Source organism: Pontibacter russatus (assembly GCF_009931655.1).
Taxonomy (GTDB): Bacteria; Bacteroidota; Bacteroidia; order Cytophagales; family Hymenobacteraceae; genus Pontibacter; species Pontibacter russatus.
Genome location: NZ_CP047984.1, coordinates 4750701 through 4766805 on the forward strand (window position 1 = coordinate 4750701; position 16105 = coordinate 4766805).

General features: G+C 58.1%; 14 protein-coding genes. 5 read left to right on the forward strand and 9 right to left on the reverse strand.

The window, feature by feature from the left end:
- Positions 1-5: 5 nt before the first annotated feature.
- From GSQ62_RS19660 to GSQ62_RS19690, 7 genes are all read right to left on the reverse strand, one after another.
- Complete coding sequence (locus tag GSQ62_RS19660; RefSeq protein WP_161891081.1) at positions 6-1283, reverse strand: glycosyltransferase family protein; 1278 nt, start codon at positions 1281-1283, stop codon at positions 6-8.
- 3 nt (positions 1284-1286) lie between these two features.
- Entirely contained in the window at positions 1287-2330 is a 1044-nt protein-coding gene (pseI, locus tag GSQ62_RS19665; protein ID WP_161891082.1) for a pseudaminic acid synthase, read from the reverse strand.
- A 21-nt stretch (positions 2331-2351) separates the two neighbouring features.
- Complete coding sequence (gene pseG, locus GSQ62_RS19670; RefSeq protein WP_161891083.1) at positions 2352-3827, reverse strand: UDP-2,4-diacetamido-2,4,6-trideoxy-beta-L-altropyranose hydrolase; 1476 nt, start codon at positions 3825-3827, stop codon at positions 2352-2354.
- Positions 3824-4522 carry a pseudaminic acid cytidylyltransferase gene (gene pseF / locus GSQ62_RS19675; RefSeq protein ID WP_161891084.1) on the reverse strand — a complete coding sequence of 233 codons (699 nt, stop codon included), beginning with the start codon at positions 4520-4522 and terminating at the stop codon, positions 3824-3826. Before pseF ends, pseG begins: the two co-directional genes overlap by 4 nt.
- On the reverse strand, positions 4519-5724 hold the full coding sequence (gene pseC, locus GSQ62_RS19680) for a UDP-4-amino-4,6-dideoxy-N-acetyl-beta-L-altrosamine transaminase (RefSeq protein ID WP_161891085.1): 1206 nt from the start codon (positions 5722-5724) through the stop codon (positions 4519-4521). The genes pseF and pseC overlap by 4 nt, the downstream gene beginning before the upstream one ends.
- 123 nt (positions 5725-5847) lie before the next feature.
- On the reverse strand, positions 5848-6867 hold the full coding sequence (gene pseB / locus GSQ62_RS19685; RefSeq protein ID WP_161891086.1) for a UDP-N-acetylglucosamine 4,6-dehydratase (inverting): 1020 nt from the start codon (positions 6865-6867) through the stop codon (positions 5848-5850).
- Positions 6868-6971: 104 nt separating this feature from the next.
- Entirely contained in the window at positions 6972-8300 is a 1329-nt protein-coding gene (locus GSQ62_RS19690; protein ID WP_161891087.1) for a glycosyltransferase family 4 protein, read from the reverse strand.
- Between the two features lie 198 nt (positions 8301-8498).
- Between GSQ62_RS19690 and ffh the strand changes: the two genes are divergently transcribed.
- Positions 8499-9836 (forward strand): signal recognition particle protein, encoded by a 1338-nt coding sequence (gene ffh / locus GSQ62_RS19695; RefSeq protein WP_161891088.1) that lies wholly within the window; start codon positions 8499-8501, stop codon positions 9834-9836.
- Positions 9837-9942: 106 nt separating this feature from the next.
- Here ffh and GSQ62_RS19700 read toward each other — a convergent pair whose 3' ends face one another.
- Positions 9943-10416: a nucleoside deaminase gene (locus GSQ62_RS19700; RefSeq protein WP_202621808.1), complete on the reverse strand. Its 474-nt coding sequence runs from the start codon at positions 10414-10416 to the stop codon at positions 9943-9945.
- A gap of 95 nt (positions 10417-10511) precedes the next feature.
- Between GSQ62_RS19700 and GSQ62_RS19705 the strand changes: the two genes are divergently transcribed.
- From GSQ62_RS19705 to GSQ62_RS19715, 3 genes are all read left to right on the forward strand, one after another.
- On the forward strand, positions 10512-10952 hold the full coding sequence (locus GSQ62_RS19705; protein ID WP_161891090.1) for a hypothetical protein: 441 nt from the start codon (positions 10512-10514) through the stop codon (positions 10950-10952).
- A 283-nt stretch (positions 10953-11235) separates the two neighbouring features.
- Positions 11236-11727 carry a hypothetical protein gene (locus GSQ62_RS19710; protein ID WP_161891091.1) on the forward strand — a complete coding sequence of 164 codons (492 nt, stop codon included), beginning with the start codon at positions 11236-11238 and terminating at the stop codon, positions 11725-11727.
- Positions 11700-11840, forward strand: a complete 141-nt coding sequence (locus GSQ62_RS19715; RefSeq protein WP_161891092.1) for a hypothetical protein — start codon at positions 11700-11702, stop codon at positions 11838-11840. Before GSQ62_RS19710 ends, GSQ62_RS19715 begins: the two co-directional genes overlap by 28 nt.
- Here the strand turns inward: GSQ62_RS19715 and GSQ62_RS19720 are convergent.
- The gene (locus tag GSQ62_RS19720; protein WP_161891093.1) at positions 11837-12436 is read right to left on the reverse strand and encodes a DUF429 domain-containing protein; all 600 of its coding nucleotides are present in this window, start codon (positions 12434-12436) and stop codon (positions 11837-11839) included. The two genes, GSQ62_RS19715 and GSQ62_RS19720, sit on opposite strands and share 4 nt — an antisense overlap.
- Positions 12437-13238: 802 nt before the next feature.
- Between GSQ62_RS19720 and GSQ62_RS19725 the strand changes: the two genes are divergently transcribed.
- Positions 13239-16100 (forward strand): TonB-dependent receptor, encoded by a 2862-nt coding sequence (locus tag GSQ62_RS19725; protein ID WP_161891094.1) that lies wholly within the window; start codon positions 13239-13241, stop codon positions 16098-16100.
- Positions 16101-16105 lie beyond the last annotated feature (5 nt).

Below are 16105 nucleotides of genomic sequence, written 5' to 3' on the forward strand. Positions count from 1 at the left end.
ATAAATCAAAGAGACAGGAAGGATTTTAGGTAAAAGGCCGAAAGTTCAGCGCTCCTTCCATCGTAAGGCGTACCCACCGTGGCGCAGTAATACTTTGCCCTGTCCAGCACAGCGGGCTTCGTATACCGGTGCATAAGCAACAGGCGGACTATATCTTCCGGCGTTGCTGCCACATCCACCAAACCATGCCGGACAAAGCCGTAGTAATCCTCTATTTTATGATTTGGGCTGAAGTCGTAGAATATGGACCACACATTGAGCAGCACGGCCTCCAGGTGAATGCCGGAGGTGGCGCTCACCTGCGCGTCAACCTGGCGCAGATAGTCGAAGGTGGCGACAGCCCGGCTGTCGGAGAGGCGGATGTTAGAACCTATCGCTGACAGACGGGCAAAGTTGCGGTTGTCGCGGGGGTGGGGGCGCAGGATGATCGCGAGGTCAGGGAATCCAGCGGAAAGCACCTGCAGCAGCTTTTCGATTTCATCCAGCTCATCCATTACGTTACAGCCGATGCCGATGGTGCGGATACTGGTGCTGGTGTTTCTGTAGGGTATATATAGATCGGCTTTGGGCATTCCCACCAACTCAACACGCCCCGATATAGCGCCACACTGCCTGTACTTGTCCAGCGAGTCCTGCCCTTCCAGTAAGTTCAGGTCGAAGGAGAGGGGCGGGAACAGGGTGCTCACGCTAGCGTGCTGTATGTATACAGTTTTGATGCCGAGGCTGCCGGCGGCAAGCAGCATCGCGCGGGCATCGGCGTTATGGTCGTTGGCAAACACGACAGCGGAAGGCCGGTATTGCCGCAACTTCCGGTAATAGACTTCATAAAAGCCAACAGCGTCAAATAGCAGGTCGAGAAAGCGGAGGGTACTTTTTCGGTTGTGCCTCAAAAACTGGAAGAGGAGGGATGGCAATTTATAATAGTACAGCACCTTCCGGCGCAGCGACAGCCGTGCAACATTTTCGTGATACCGCCCGATGTTTTTGCTCTGGCCCGCCACAAAGATAGACCCTGGCAGGTGCTTTTGCACAAACCGCAGGCTGTCCACGTTGTTCTGGCTTACCACGTACAGCCATACCTTTGCGGTTAAGACCCCCGGCTTCTCCACCGATTGAAAAATGTTGCCGAGCAGACGAAGAACAGTATAGCCCACTATTCGGAACAGGCGCTTGAGCGGGTTTTGTGGAGAAGAGGCGTTTTTCGCACTCTCCGGCAGGTTATAATACTGTTCCGAAAAGTGCAGGTAAAGGATGTTGCTGTAAAGGGCGAACCATTTCTTCATGCCTTACACCATGTCCCAGCTTAGCGGCGTGCCCATCCTGATGGCAGCCCTGGCCTTTCTGCCCAGCAGGTTCTCGTAGTGCTTCGGCGCCAGGCCCAGGCCCGGCCGGATGACGCGGATGTTCTCTTTGGTGAGTTCCTCGCCGGGGGCGATGTCCCTGGCCGCGTACACCGAGCGCTTGAAGAGGCGGCTCTTCTCCTCGGCCCGCTGCACCCCGTACTGCACCCGCCCCAAGGCCAGCCTCGCCCGCTCCGTCTCCACCGCCAGCGCCCTCAGCTCCTCCGGCTCCAGCGAGAAGGCCGAATCCACGCCGCCGTCCGCTCTCCGGAGGGTGAAGTGCTTCTCGACCACGGTGGCCCCCAGGGCAACCGCCGCCACGGCCGCGCCGATGCCCATGGTGTGGTCGGAGAGGCCCACCTGCACCCCGTAAAGCTCCCGCATGTGCGGGATGGTCAGCAGGTTGGTGTTCTCCGGCGAGGCCGGGTAGGTGGAGGTGCACTTGAGCAGCACAAGCTCCCGGCAGCCCGCCTCCCCGAGCACCTGCACCCCCTCGGCCACCTCCTGCACCGTGGCGGCGCCGGTGCTCATGATGACGGGCTTGCCCGTGGCGGCCACCCTGCGCAGCAGCGGGTGGTCCGTGTTCTCGAAAGAGGCTATTTTATATAGGGGCGCGCCCAGCCCCTCCAGGAAGTCCACGGCCGTCTCGTCGAAGGGGGAGGAGAAGGCGATGAGGCCGCGCTCCCTCGCCCTGTCGAATATCGGCCTGTGCCACTCCCAGGGGGTATAGGCCTCTTTGTACAAATCATACAGCTCGCGCCCTTTCCACAGCGAGTCCTCGTCGTTGATGGTCAGGGCGCCCGGCAGCGTCATGGTGTCGGCGGTGTAGGTCTGCAGCTTGACGGCGTCGGCACCCGCGTCGGCGGCGGCGTCCACGATGGCCAGCGCCCGCTCCAGCGACTGGTTGTGGTTGCCGGACATCTCGGCGATGATGAACGGCTTGTGGCCGGGGCCGATAAGGCGGCCTTCTATGTTTATAGTCTGTGACATATATGATTTCGTATTAAGGGGCTACCTCAGCCGCAGCTCAAACCGGAGTGCCTCCGGGTGTTTCTCATCGGGGGCGGCGCGCGTGAAGCCGGCTTTCTCAAAGGAACGCACGGAGGCGGCGTTCTCCGGTTGCACCAGCCCCTCCACCCGCTGCACGTCCGGGCGGCTCGCCTTTAGCTTTTCAATCCCTTTCAGCAGCACGCTGTGCCCAAGGCCCTTCCCCCGGAACGCGGCGCTAATCAGGTAGCTGATGGAGGCGCTGCCTTCAGATACACTGAAACGGATGTGCGCGGCGGGCTTGCCGTCGGACTCGGCTATATACAGCAGCGTCTGCCCGTCCTCCAGCACAGCCTCGAACCACTGCGCGTGGGCCTGCGCCGTAATGGGTTTTGGGTTGAAGGAGTGGCGGCGCACCTCGGGGTCGTTCGCCCAGGCCAGCAGCAGCGGCTTGTCCTCCCGGGCGACTTCCCGGAGCCACAGGCTGGCGCTGAGGCTGAGCCTGCGGAAGACTTCCCGGAGCCGCGCGCCGCTCTGCCCGTCGAAGTGCCGCCGCTGCACGATGACCTGCTCCCGGAACAAACCTGGAAGGGAGCCGCTGTTTAAAAGCTGCGGCAACTCGTCGTATATTCTGGCGATGCCAGCCGAGATTAAGTCATTATATAAATCCCGCTGGTTATCTGCCGTCCGGAGCACAAAGAGCAGGCCGCCCACGGCCGCGTACTCGTAGGCCACCCCGCTCGCCGAGGCGACGGCTGCCCCGCACTTTCGCATCAGGTCACACATCTGCTGCGCGTCCAGGTTGCGGTGCAGGGTGAAGCAGGGGTGATGCTGGAGCCACGCCTGCAACTCCGACTGGTGCCTGTAGGCGGCGCCCACCACGATTTCTGCCTGAATCATCATGTTCAAAGCCTGAAGCTCCTTGGCAAGCTGCAGGGTCAGGTTCTGCGGGTCCGCCCCGCCCAGGTTCAGCAGCACGCGGGGACTGCCCTCCGGCAGGTTCCTGTCTCTGCCCGAGGCGGCCAGGAAGGGTGGCCGGAGCAGCGCGTGAGCAGGGCCGAGGCAAAGCCTGGTGTAGGGAGCCGTTTCATATGCGGTTTCGCTGACGCCGCCTGAATGGTTTATCACCACATCCGCCACAAACTTATAGGCATGGATATCGTCGATGCAAACTAGCGGTGCCCCTTTCGCCTTTATACTCTCTTGGTACGCCGTGCCGAAGCCGTAGCCGTCCAGCACCACGATTTCCTCCTCTGAGACATAGGCGTCGAGCTCATGCACAAAACGCTCCTCGGACGGGACACAAAGCGGCAACGCGATTATCCCCTCGCACACCTGCCTTATCTGCTCCTGCAGCGCCGTTGTCGGGTCCTGAATGGCAAATATACACTCGAACTCTTCGCGCAGCATGGCGGCCAGGGCCAGTGAGCGCACCACGTGGCCCAGCCCAATCTGGCTGTTTCCGTCCGCCCGGAAGATGATGCGGCGCTTCCTGATCATTTTATATCTCCCTTTGTCATCAGGCGGTACTTCATCTCGGCCAGTCTCCAGTCCGTCAAATTATCAATATCCTGCACTTCCAGCTCGCTCAGCTCTATGGCACCGGAGTTGTCGGTGAAGAGCGCCCGCTTCTCCAGGAAGGCCTTCACGCCGAACCAGTAGAACTGCCCCGCGTCGTGGAAAGCCGCCGGCAGGTCCTGCGAGCGGCTGCGCAGGTGCTCGGGCCAGTTCAACACGGCTTTCCCGTCTTCTATCCTCAAGCTTCGCCAGATAGGATAGCCGTAGCGGAGCACGGGAAAGACGGTGTCGTACTTCTTTTCGGTCATGAGCTTGAAAGCATCTGTGAGAGCGGTGGCCTTCACCAGCGGAGCGGTGGGGTACAGGCAGCAGCCGTAGGCGAACTCCTCGCCCGCGGACGCGTAAGCCTGCAGCACCTCAACGAGCGCCTCGGCGGTCGTGGCGAAATCGCCTGATGCGGCCTTGCTCCGGAGGAAGGGAACCTTTGCGCCGTATTTGAGGGATATCTCCGCTATCTCCCCGTCGTCAGTCGACACCATCACCTCCTCGAATAGACCGGAGTTCAGGGCCGTCTCAATGGAATAGGCGATGATGGGCTTGCCCAGAAAGTCCCTGATGTTCTTGCGCGGGATGCGTTTGCTGCCGCCGCGGGCCGGTATGATGGCGATGCGCTTCACCTTCCCACAAACTCCTTCACCTTCTCAATCACGAACGCCTGCTCCTCCTGCGTGAGCGAGGGGTACATGGGCAGGCTGAGGCACTCGGCGTAGTACCGCTCCGCCTCCGGGAAGTCGCCCCGGCCGTGGCCCAGGCTGCGGTAGTAGGGCATGGTGTGCGCCGGGATGTAATGCACCTGGGCGTAGATGCTGTGCTGGCGCAGAAAGTCATACAGCCCTTTGCGGTCCGGCACCCGGATGACGTACAGGTGGTAGGCGTGGCCTGTCTCGCCCTCCGCGCCCAGGGCGGCTGGCTCGGTGTGCAGCGGCTCAATCCCTGCTACGTCTTTGAAAGCGGCGTCATATATCCTGGCGATGCCCTTGCGCCTGGCCAGCCCGGCGTCGGCGCGCTGCAGCTGTGAGATGCCGAGGGCGCAGAGCATGTCGGGGAGGCGGTAGTTGTAACCCAGCTCCTGCATCTCCATATACCAGCCGCCGTCGTTTCCCTCCGTCTCCTCCGGGTCGCGGGTGATGCCGTGGGTGCGCAGCCTCAGCAGCTTTCTATATAGGGCTTCGTTGTTGGTGGTGACCATGCCGCCCTCGCCGGTGGCGATGTGCTTGACGGGGTGGAAGGAGAAGATGGCCAGGTCGGCGTAGGCCCCGTTGCCGCACAGCTGCCGCCGGCCTTTGCTGTCGTAGAAGAAGCCGCCCGGCGCGTGCGCCGCGTCCTCTATAAGCCACAGCCCGTGCTCGTCCGCCAGCCTCCGGAACGCCTCCATGTCCACCGGGTTGCCCGCGAAGTCCACCGGGATGATGCCGCTGAAATAGCCTTGCGGCTTGCTCTCGAGCAGCTGCCGCACCTTGTTTATATCCAGCAGGGCGGTGGCGGGGTCGATGTCGGCGAAGGCCACGGTGCCGCCGCAGTAGCGCACGCAGTTGGCCGAGGCAACGAAGGTGATGGGCGTGGTGATGACCCGCGAAGACTCGTTCACGCCCAGGGCCAGCGCGCAGAGGTGCAGCGCCGCGGTGCCGTTGGAGACCGCCACCGCATAGGTGGCGCCCACGTAGTCGGCGAAGGCCCGCTCGAACTCGGCCACCCGTGGCCCCTGCGTCAGGAAGTCTGAGCGCAGCGTGTCCGCCACGGCCTCGATGTCGGCCTCCGTGATGTGCTGCCTACCGTAGGGGATGGGCTTGTTCGGGTTGTGTTCAGCGCTCTGAGTCATCTTTATATAATTAGAAATGAAAAATTAGAAATGAAGCATAGCACGATAACAGGGGATGCTTTATATATAAACCCGCCCTATATGTCTTCACCCATTTCTAATTTCTAATTCATGATTTCTAAATTAAACGGTAAAGTTCGGGTCCACGTGCTCGCGGATTTCGTCGCGCAACTGCTCGACACTGAGCCACTCCTTGTTGGTGCCGGAGTTATATTTAAAGCCCATCTCCACCATCTTTCCGCCGTGCGCTCGCAGAAATTCCTCCGTTTTCCAGGTGGGGGTAGAGGGGAGAATGATATAATACTTTTCTAATTCCACCGTGTTCAGGGAATCGGTCTCTGTTATCATCTCCTCGTGCAGTTTCTCGCCCGGCCGGATGCCGACAACCTCTTGTTTGCAGTTGGGGCCGATGGCCTCAGCCATATCCGTAATTACGTACGAGGGAATTTTGGGGACGAAAATCTCCCCGCCCCAGTGTTGCTCCAGCGCATGGAACACCAACTCAACGCCTTCCTCCAGGGATATGTTGAAACGCGTCATCTCCGGGTGTGTGATAGGCAGCACGCCTTCAGCCCGCTTCTTCAGAAAGAAAGGAACCACGGAACCCCGGGAGCCGATTACGTTGCCGTAGCGCACCACCGAGAAGCGGATGTCGCGCTTGCCTTTCATGTTGTTGGCGGCTACAAACAGCTTGTCGGAGCAGAGCTTGGTGGCACCGTACAGGTTGATGGGCGCGGCCGCTTTGTCTGTGGAGAGCGCCACCACGTCTTTCACGCCACAGTCCAGCGCGGCGTTGATAATGTTCTCGGCACCCAGAATGTTGGTTTTGATGCACTCCATCGGGTTGTACTCGGCGGCAGGCACCTGCTTCATGGCAGCAGCGTGTACGATGATGTCGATGCCCTCGCAGGCGCGCTTGAAGCGCTGGCCGTCGCGCACGTCGCCAATAAAGTAGCGGATGGAGTTGTACTTGCTGTGCGGGAAAACCTGGGCCATCTCAAACTGCTTCAGCTCGTCGCGCGAGTAGATGGCGAGGCGCTTCACCTGCGGGAAACGCGCGTATACCATCTCCACGAACTTTTTTCCGAAAGAGCCGGTGCCGCCGGTTACTAATATAGACTTATGATTCAGGTCTAATGCCATGGATATATATGAATGATGCGACGGGCTGCTTGTGTCGCCCGATGCGGCGCAAGTTACTCGTTTTTCGGCACAAGTTTATATATGGCTGGTGCGCCCCGGCAGCCTTATCTGTGCCGCGTCAGCTTTTTCACCACCGCTGCGAGTTCCGCTGTCAGGGCTCTCCTGGAGTAGCGGGCGTGGTTTATATAGGGCAGGTCCTGGTTGGGGTTGATGAGCCAGGCCTTGCTGAGCTGCGTCAGGTGGTCCACCATCAGGTCGTAGGCGGTGTAATGGAAAAGCCGCCCGGCGCCGCACTCGTCTATGATGCGGTCGGTGTCGGAGTGGACGGGACCCAGGCAGATGATGGGCTTGTTGGAGGCCAGATACTCAAACAGCTTGCCCGGCACGTTGGCATACACAGTGTCCACATCGGCAATGGCCAGCAGCAGCACGGTGCTCTGCATCAGGTACTGGATGGCCTGCTCGTGCGGCACGTAGGGGATGAACTCGGTGATGCCCAAAACCCCAGCTTTCTCAATGCGCTTCTTCACACCCTCCGACACCTGGCCCACGAAGCGCAGCCTGTAAGACACCTTGCTGTGTACCGACATCATATGCGCCAGCGCCTTCAGGAACACGTCGATGTTATAGCTCTCGGTGATGGTGCCGGTGTAGGTAATCAGCAATTCATTTTCAGGCGGGGCCGAGGGATCTATAAAATCATCCTCGTCGTAGCCGTTCGGTATCACATGAATCTTGTCCGCGCTGATGTTCACGGGCTTGTTGAGGAAGAGCCGTTTGGTGTCCTCGCTCGTCACGATGATGGCGTCGGCCTGCTCCAGCACCTGCCGCTCATATTTCTCGTCGAGCCGCCTGGCCAGCGGCGTGTGGTGCAGCTGGTCGTAGTAGTGGATGTTGGTCCAGGGGTCGCGCAGGTCCGCTATCCAGGGCAGGTGGAATTGCTTCTTGAGCTTCATGCCGATGAGCTGGGTGGAGTGCGGGGGGCTGGTGGTGATGACAGCTTTATATGTGCCGTCCTGCAGCAACTCACCCGCCTTTTTCAGCGCGTGCTTGTTCCAGCCCACGCGGGCATCAGGTATAAACAGGTTGCCCCGCACAAACTTGAACAGCTTGTCCACCACCGTGTCTGCCTTCTTCTGGTTGGCGAAGCCGCTGAACGGGATTTCTTTTTTGCCCGTCAGCTTCTTGTAATATTCGAAAGGCTCAGTGGTGGGCGTGCGGCGTACCTGCAGGCCCTGCGGCACTTCTTTCTCAAAGGAAGGGTCAAGGACAGGGTAGGAAGCCTGCTTTTCGTCCACCGTCAGCACGGTGGGCTGCACCCCGAACTGCGGAAAATACTTGCAGAACTTGAGCCCGCGCTGCACGCCCGGCCCCCCCGAAGGAGGCCAGTAATAGGATATATAGAGGAGGTTGGTGGTGTCGGGTTTTTCCAATGGCTTTTCGCTGCTTTCCTGTCATCTCAAATATAATGATAATATTACGCACATGGGCACGCGCTGTTTCTAATGTCGCCTGTATGCGGGATAAGCGGCTGAGAATAAACACAGCCTTCCCGAATGCGCAATTCTCCTTTGCCAGGATTCGTATATCAGTAGGAGAATGCTTATTTTTGCAGGTAAACCCAGAGAAAGATGTTTGATAATTTAAGTAACAAATTAGAGCAAGCCTTCAAGACGCTGAAAGGCCAGGGAAGCATCACCGAAATCAACGTGGCGCAAACCATCAAGGAGGTGCGCCGTGCCCTGGTGGATGCGGACGTAAACTATAAAGTTGCCAAAACCGTCACCGACAAAATCAAAGACGAGGCCATGGGCCGCGATGTGCTCATCGCCGTGTCGCCGGGGCAGCTGATGGTGAAGATTGTGCACGAGGAGCTGACCGAACTGATGGGCGGCCAAAAGCAGGACATCAACCTGAAAGGCGACCCGGCCATTATCCTGATTGCGGGTTTGCAGGGCTCCGGTAAAACCACTTTCACCGGCAAGCTGGCCAACCACATCAAGCGCCAGGGCCGCAGCGTGCTGGTGGCCGCCTGCGACGTGTACCGCCCTGCTGCGATAAACCAGCTGCAGGTGCTGGCCGAGCAGGTGGGAGTAGAGGCCTACACTGAGCCGGAAAAAAAGAACCCCGTGCAGATTGCCCTCAATGCCATCGAGCACGCCCGCAAGACGAACAAGAAGGTAGTCATCATCGACACGGCCGGCCGCCTGGCCGTGGACGAGGCGATGATGAAGGAGATAGCCGAAATCAAGCAGGCCGTGAAGCCGTCGGAGACGCTGTTTGTGGTGGACTCCATGACAGGCCAGGATGCGGTGAACACCGCCAAAACCTTCAACGAGCGCATCAACTTCGATGGCGTGGTGCTGACGAAGCTGGACGGCGACTCGCGTGGCGGCGCGGCCCTTTCCATCCGGGCGGTGGTGGAGAAGCCCATTAAGTTTATATCCACCGGGGAAAAAATGGAGGCGCTCGACCTGTTCTACCCGGACCGTATGGCGCAGCGAATCCTCGGCATGGGTGACGTGATCTCCCTGGTGGAGCGGGCGCAGCAGGCCTTTGACGAGGACGAGGCCAAGCGCATCAACAAGAAAATCCGCAAAAACCAGTTCAACTTCGACGACTTCCTGACCCAGCTGGAGCAGATCAAGAAGATGGGCGACATCAAAGACCTGGTAGGGATGATTCCGGGTGTGGGCAAGGCGCTGAAAGACGTGGAGATAGACGAGGGCGCGTTCAAACCAATTGAGGCCATCATCCGTTCCATGACGCCCGCTGAGCGCGAGAACCCCGACATGATCAGCGGCAGCCGCCGGCAGCGCATCGCCAAAGGCAGTGGCACCGACATTACGCAGGTCAACAACCTGATGAAGCAGTTCAACGACATGCGCAAAATGATGCGCTCGATGAACAAGATGTCGGGCAAGCGCGGCGGCCTGGGCAACCTGGCCAATATGATGAAGCAGCGCTAAGCTATATATAATTTATTTATAAATGCAAAACAGCGGCGGCTGCACCGGATAAGGAGCAGCCGCCGCTGTTTTTTCACCTGCAGGTAACGGCAGCTTTATATATAATTTAGTAGCTTTTCCGATCCGCATACTGCGCCCAGTCCTCAAACACTTTCTGGGCCTCATCGGGCAGCAACTGCTGCATCGGGATCTTCCGTTCTGCCAGTGGCTTTCCGATTTCTTCATATATGAGCGCATCGTCAAAACCGATGCGGGCCGCATCCTGGCGGGTGTTGCCGTAGTACACTTTCCTGATCCTGGCCCAGTAGATGGCCCCGAGGCACATTGGGCAGGGTTCGCAACTGGTATATAGCTCGCAGTCAGAAAGGTCGAAGGTGTCCAGTGCCTCAGAAGCTTTCCGGATGGCGTCCACCTCGGCGTGGGCGGTGGGGTCCTTGGAAATAAGCACGTTGTTGAAGCCCCGCGCCACAATCTCCCCGTCCCGGACTACCACGGCACCGAACGGCCCGCCATATCCCTGTCTCATCTTATCTTCTGAAAGGCGTATGGCCTCCCGCATAAATGTCTGGTCTTGATTCATATGCATTCTGATGAGGTTATGCCCTCTTGCCGGAGGCGTGATTATATCTAATGAACTTCTCTGCGTATATACTCTAACGCTATATATACTTCCCTATGCCGCTGTTCGTTTTGCTTTCCCTCTTCAGCTTTGTCCTCCAGTTATACGCAGCGCCTCAGCAGGGTGTGGCTGCCGCAGGCGCTCCCGCACAGGATGCTGGGCAGCTATTGACAGACGAATGGGCGCTGCGCGAACACCTTGCTGAGAAGGACGGGACTTACGCACCGGAGCTGCCCCTCGATTCCCTTACGCTGGTGCTGTTTGATGATCAGACGTATCAACTTACACGCACAAGACCTGCATCGGTGGAATGGGGGAAATGGGAACTGAACGACAATAATGACCTGATTAGCGTGCAGGTGACGAACCTGGATGGTTACTCCACACTCAGCGCCATGCTGGGCCGCTGGCGGATCAGGAAACTGACCCCGCAGCAATTAATCCTGAAGCCCTTTGGCGCAGGCAATCAGTACCTGGTGTTTGAGCGGGCGCGGTGAAACCGCCACAAAAAAATAGCTTACACGACACTTGTGCTGAAACATCGCATACTCGTCGCGTAAGCTATCCCTATTTTCCCCTGAAGGTATAGGATGGGTGGTTTTTTCCTCGTCCGAATATATATAAGTACGCGGTGTGGCGGGCATGGTTCGGGTGGCATTGCTGCTGATGGAAATATATATAACACGAGTTCCGCCTCCTGCCGGTGCAGGGACAGGCTTTCGGGAATATCCAATCCAGGATGCGTGCGTATCAAAGCATGGAGCCTATATATACACTGCTATGAAAAAAGGATTTATACATGCATTAATGGTTAGCCTGCTCGTCAGCCTGACCAGCCTGGGAAGCTGCACCACCGCGCGCGAGAGCGAGGTGGAAGACGAGTTGAGCGAGTTCAGAAACTGGGTGAACCGCGAAACCTCGCAGCTCGCCAGCCGCACCGAGGAAGACTGGGAACAGGCGAAGCAGGACTTTAAGGTGCGCACGCGGGAGCTTGACCAGAAACAGGAACAGTTTTCGGAGGAACTGCAGGAAGAGTACCGGCAGTTGAAGCAGGAGTTCACCGAGGCCGATGAGTCCTACGAGAGCGTCCGGCAGGAGGCGCTTATGGCGGAGTGGGGGGGGAACTGCTGGGCCAGTGGGCCGACATGGACACGCTTAACGCTGCCAACATACGCGAAGCCTATATCACGTTCATGGAAAACGTGCGTGCCCAGAAATCCGAGTGGGCCGATGCGGACTGGGAGATGGCCAAAATGGTGCTGGAGCGGCTGAACAAGCGCAAGGATGCAATCAGCGCCGATATTGACACAGACTCGGAGGTAAAAATCAAGGCCCTGCAGATGGAGTTCCTGACACTGGAGACAGCCGCCGACATCAGCGACTAAACAATGATGCGCCCCTCCCGCGCGTCGCCGTAAAGCACCGACTGCCCCGCCTCGTGCCGGTAGCCGCTGAGCCAGGCAAGCGCGGCGTCGAACTGGTGCCAGTTCCGGGGTTGCTCCTGTAACTGAAAGGGAAGCAGGCCCTGCAATGCCGCTGCGAAAGCAGGGAGCGCGGCAGGGTCTTTTTTGTAGCCCTGCAGTTCGGGCAGCAGCAGGCGAATCAGGGCCGAGGGATATGTTTCGAGTGCTGCCACGCCATTTTGAGCCAGTTGCGCCCGCAACTGGATGGCCCGCGCCGTCAGTCCCCCGATAAACATCGGCGACATGGCCTGCAACTCCCGGTCGGCCTGTCGGTAAAAGTAGTCGGATGCAGCGGAGTGGGTGGCCTGGCCGTATATAGCAGGCAGCGTCAGCGGGGCGTCTATATATACCACCTTTGCCTGCTGCTGCAGCACCAGTTCACGCAGCCATCTGTCTGCATCCTGGCCCGCCTGGCTCTGCCATACGCGCAATTTCCCCTCAGCCAGCATGGCAGCGGCGGTGGTGCCCGCCATTTTAGCGCCGTAGTCGACACCCATGTGCTGCGTTCTCTCTTCCATATAGGATAGCTTCAGTGACAATTTGACGGAAAACCCATGCGTTCCGTTAGTTCCTCTTACGCAGGCCATTGGCTTGGTTACAATCCTTTTCGGATTTGAGAAAACAGCGCCGGTTTATATTCCTGTTTCAGAAGCAAATTTAAACTGTTTTCGATGAAGCAATTAGCCGGGCGAGGGACTACAGGGGCTGTGTTAAACCAAAGCTGGACATTATTTCACCTTCATATTTGACTTGCTTTCGGACCTTTTAAAATATTTCTGCGTGTCGGTTTGGAGATGAGCTAAATATGCTTTTTATTTGTCTACTTAATCTATAGGAAATATATAAATAACCATTCAAACGCCATGAAAACAGTTTCTATACATGCTGGTCTTGACGTGCAGAGGTTTCTCCTTCCAAGTTATATATCCTGTTGTTGTTTCTGTAGCAGCGCTGTCCTCTAAGCGCAAAGTTCCTGCGCCGCTGTCGTCACAGTGGCACCTTTCATTAAAAATTTACAAGCATACACTTTCTTAAGCTGTAGGCCCGCCTCTGGTAAAGAGTGCCAAAGGTTCATTCTGTTTGCTGTACCGATCGCTTCTCCCGTTGGGCGAGCCGCGCCCGGGGGCGAATCATAGTCAGCCTGGGAGTACTCTCGCTATTGCGTCCCGAATTTCTTTACAAGTAACCGGTTTGGGTTTCCCTATATGGAGCCGGGCAGCGAAGAAAGTGAAACCGGGTGGCTGGCGACCTGGCTTATGGGCTTGGCTGAGACAGCCGGGAAGTGGTGTGTCCTTTTCATCCATCTCAAAACTAACAATCATGAAAAACATTATTCTATACTTATACCTGGGGCTCCTGCCTCTTATTGGCTTCTCTCAGGAGAGCAACATCATCGAAGTCACGGGCCAGGTGGTGGACCAGGACTCCAAAGAGCCCCTGCCGGGAACTAGCGTATATATAAAAGGCTCCGTCACGGGCACGGTCTCCGATGTCAACGGCGACTTTGTGCTCCGAACGAAACTGAGATTTCCCTTCACCGTCGTATTTTCATCTATTGGCTTTCAGCCACAGGAAGTGGAGGTGCAGCGTATCGGCTCCCGGCTCAACATTGCGCTGGTGACGCAGACGATGCTCGGGAAGGAGGTGGTTATCTCCGCCTCGCGCATGGAGGAAAGCCAGCTTCGCTCTCCCGTGGCCATCGAGAAACTGGATATCAGGGCCATCCGGGAAACGCCGGCGCCCAGCTTCTACGACGCGCTGGAGAACGTGAAGGGCGTGCAGATGACCACCTCCAGCCTCACCTTCAAGGTGTCGAACACCCGTGGCTTCAACATCCCCAACAATTTCCGGTTCATGCAGCTGGTGGACGGCGTGGACATGCAGGCCGCCACGCTCGGAGTACCACTCGGCAACGCTATCGGGCCAACGGAGCTGGACATCGCCAGCGTGGAGATAACCCCGGGGGCTGCCTCCGCGCTATATGGGATGAACGCCATCAACGGCATGGCCAACCTGATTACCAAGAGCCCCTTCCTGTACCAGGGGCTCAGCCTTTACCAAAAGACGGGTGTGAACCATGTGGACGGCAAAGACCACAGCCCAAGCCTGCTGACCGAGACGGCCGTGCGCTATGCCAGGGCTTTCAAAGACAAGTGGGCCTTCAAAGTGAACGCAAGCTATATGCGCGGCACCGACTGGCGCGCCAACTCTGCCACCGACCAGAACCCCAATAACCTGAACACGGCTAACCCCGCCTTTCCTGCACTGGCCGGAGACAACAACCCCGCTTCAGATGCCTGGAACAGGTACGGCGACGAGAACAACAACGCCGTCACCATCAGCGGGGTGCAGTACGGTGGCAAAAGCCAGTCCTTCCTGGTCCGCAGGACGGGCTATTGGGAGCGCGACCTGGTAAGCCCCACCGTGGACAATCTTAAGTTTGATGCAGCGCTGCACTACCGCCTGAATGAGAAGGCGGAGCTGTCGTACGGCTACCGGGTAGGCAGGATGGACGGGGTGTTCCAGCGCGGCAACAAAATTCAGCTGGACAATGTGGTAGTGCAGAACCACAGGCTGGAGCTCAAAGGCGATGACTTCTTCGTGCGATCCTACGTCTCTATCGAGAACACCGGCGACTCCTACAACGTGAAGCCCCTGGCCGACAACCTGCAGATTAGCAGCAGCGGCACCAACAGCGCGTGGGGAGCCATATATAAATCGGCGCTGCAGGCGGAACTGGACCACGACGCCGACCTGGCCACCGCCATGCAGCGGGCGAGGCTGGCCGCAGACAAGGGACGGGTAGAGCCGGGCACGGCTGCCTTCAATGCCCTGAAGAACACCATCACGGAGATTAACAACTGGGACCACGGGGCTGTGATTCCGGGTGCCCCGGCCACAGGGGGAGCGTGGCTCTCGCAGCGAAGCCGCCTCTACCACACCGACGCACAGTGGGACTCTAAAGACAGGATAAGGTTCGCTAACCTGCTGCTGGGGGTGGATGCACGCGTATATGAGGTCATTCCGGACGGCAACAACTTTGTTGATTTCTCGAGACCGCTGCATGCACGGACACTGCCCGGCGGCGACAATGTGTATTACAAGAAGTTCGGCGCCTTCGGCCAGCTTACCAGAGCCTTCTTCGGGGAAAAACTGAAACTGTACGGCTCCCTGCGCCTGGACTACAACCCCGAATTCGACCCGAAGCTCAACCCCCGGGTTGCTGCTGTCTACACGCTGGCGGAGCACCATAATTTCAGGGCCTCCTTTCAGAATGGATTCCGGTTCCCGTCGCTGTTTGAGGCGCTGTCATATGTCAACAACGGTAATGTGCGCAGAGTGGGCGGGCTGGCCTATATAAACGAGGGCCTGGGCTACCTCGACAATTCCTACACGCTCGCATCCGTGAACGCCTTCAACGCGGCCGTGAACCAGGATGTGACAGATGGTTTGACAGCGGAACAGGCGGCACGGAACAACAGGAGCCTGCTTGCCAAAACCGACCTGGCCGCCACCGAGCCGGAGCGCATTAACTCCTTCGAGGTAGGTTACAGGAGCGTGCTGCTCAATAACTCGCTGGTGATAGACGCAGACGCCTATGTAAACGAGTATGCCGGTTTTCTGGGGCAGGTGGAGGTGGCCGTGCCTTTATCGGGAGAGGTTGGCACCGATGCCGGTGTGCTGGACATGCTGGCAGCGAACCGTGCCCGGCAAACCAGGTACCGGGTATATACCAACGCCAAAAACAACTACCGCAACTATGGCTCGTCGCTGGGCCTCACGTACAACTTCTTCAGCAGGTTCACGCTGGCGGGCAATGTCAACTACAACAACATCAGGGCGAACGCAGGGCAGGATATTTTCGTGACCGGCTTCAATACGCCAAAGTGGGCAGCAAACCTTTCCTTTGGAAACCGCGAGGTGCTGAATAACCTCGGCTTCAACCTTGTGTGGCGCTGGCAGGATGCCTTCCTGTGGGAGAGCCCGCTGGCTAACGGCAAAGTGCCCGCCTACCATACCGTGGATGCCCAGGCCACGCTGAAAGTGCCTTCCTTGAACGCAACCGTAAAGGTGGGAGGCGCCAACATCTTCAACAATAGGTACATCCAGTATGCGGCAGGACCGACCATCGGGGCGCTCTACTATGCGGCCGTTACCTTCGACGGATTATTGGCCAGGTGATACTC

Excerpts from the sequence above, each read along its gene's own strand:
- GSQ62_RS19660 (WP_161891081.1), bottom strand. The coding sequence starts at position 1,283 with ATGAAGAAATGGTTCGCCCTTTACAGCAACATCCTTTACCTGCACTTT.
- pseI (WP_161891082.1), bottom strand. The coding sequence starts at position 2,330 with ATGTCACAGACTATAAACATAGAAGGCCGCCTTATCGGCCCCGGCCAC.
- pseG (WP_161891083.1), bottom strand. The coding sequence starts at position 3,827 with ATGATCAGGAAGCGCCGCATCATCTTCCGGGCGGACGGAAACAGCCAG.
- pseC (WP_161891085.1), bottom strand. The coding sequence starts at position 5,724 with ATGACTCAGAGCGCTGAACACAACCCGAACAAGCCCATCCCCTACGGT.
- pseB (WP_161891086.1), bottom strand. The coding sequence starts at position 6,867 with ATGGCATTAGACCTGAATCATAAGTCTATATTAGTAACCGGCGGCACC.
- ffh (WP_161891088.1), top strand. The coding sequence starts at position 8,499 with ATGTTTGATAATTTAAGTAACAAATTAGAGCAAGCCTTCAAGACGCTG.
- GSQ62_RS19700 (WP_202621808.1), bottom strand. The coding sequence starts at position 10,416 with ATGAATCAAGACCAGACATTTATGCGGGAGGCCATACGCCTTTCAGAA.
- GSQ62_RS19705 (WP_161891090.1), top strand. The coding sequence starts at position 10,512 with ATGCCGCTGTTCGTTTTGCTTTCCCTCTTCAGCTTTGTCCTCCAGTTA.
- GSQ62_RS19710 (WP_161891091.1), top strand. The coding sequence starts at position 11,236 with ATGAAAAAAGGATTTATACATGCATTAATGGTTAGCCTGCTCGTCAGC.
- GSQ62_RS19715 (WP_161891092.1), top strand. The coding sequence starts at position 11,700 with ATGGCCAAAATGGTGCTGGAGCGGCTGAACAAGCGCAAGGATGCAATC.
- GSQ62_RS19720 (WP_161891093.1), bottom strand. The coding sequence starts at position 12,436 with ATGGAAGAGAGAACGCAGCACATGGGTGTCGACTACGGCGCTAAAATG.
- GSQ62_RS19725 (WP_161891094.1), top strand. The coding sequence starts at position 13,239 with ATGAAAAACATTATTCTATACTTATACCTGGGGCTCCTGCCTCTTATT.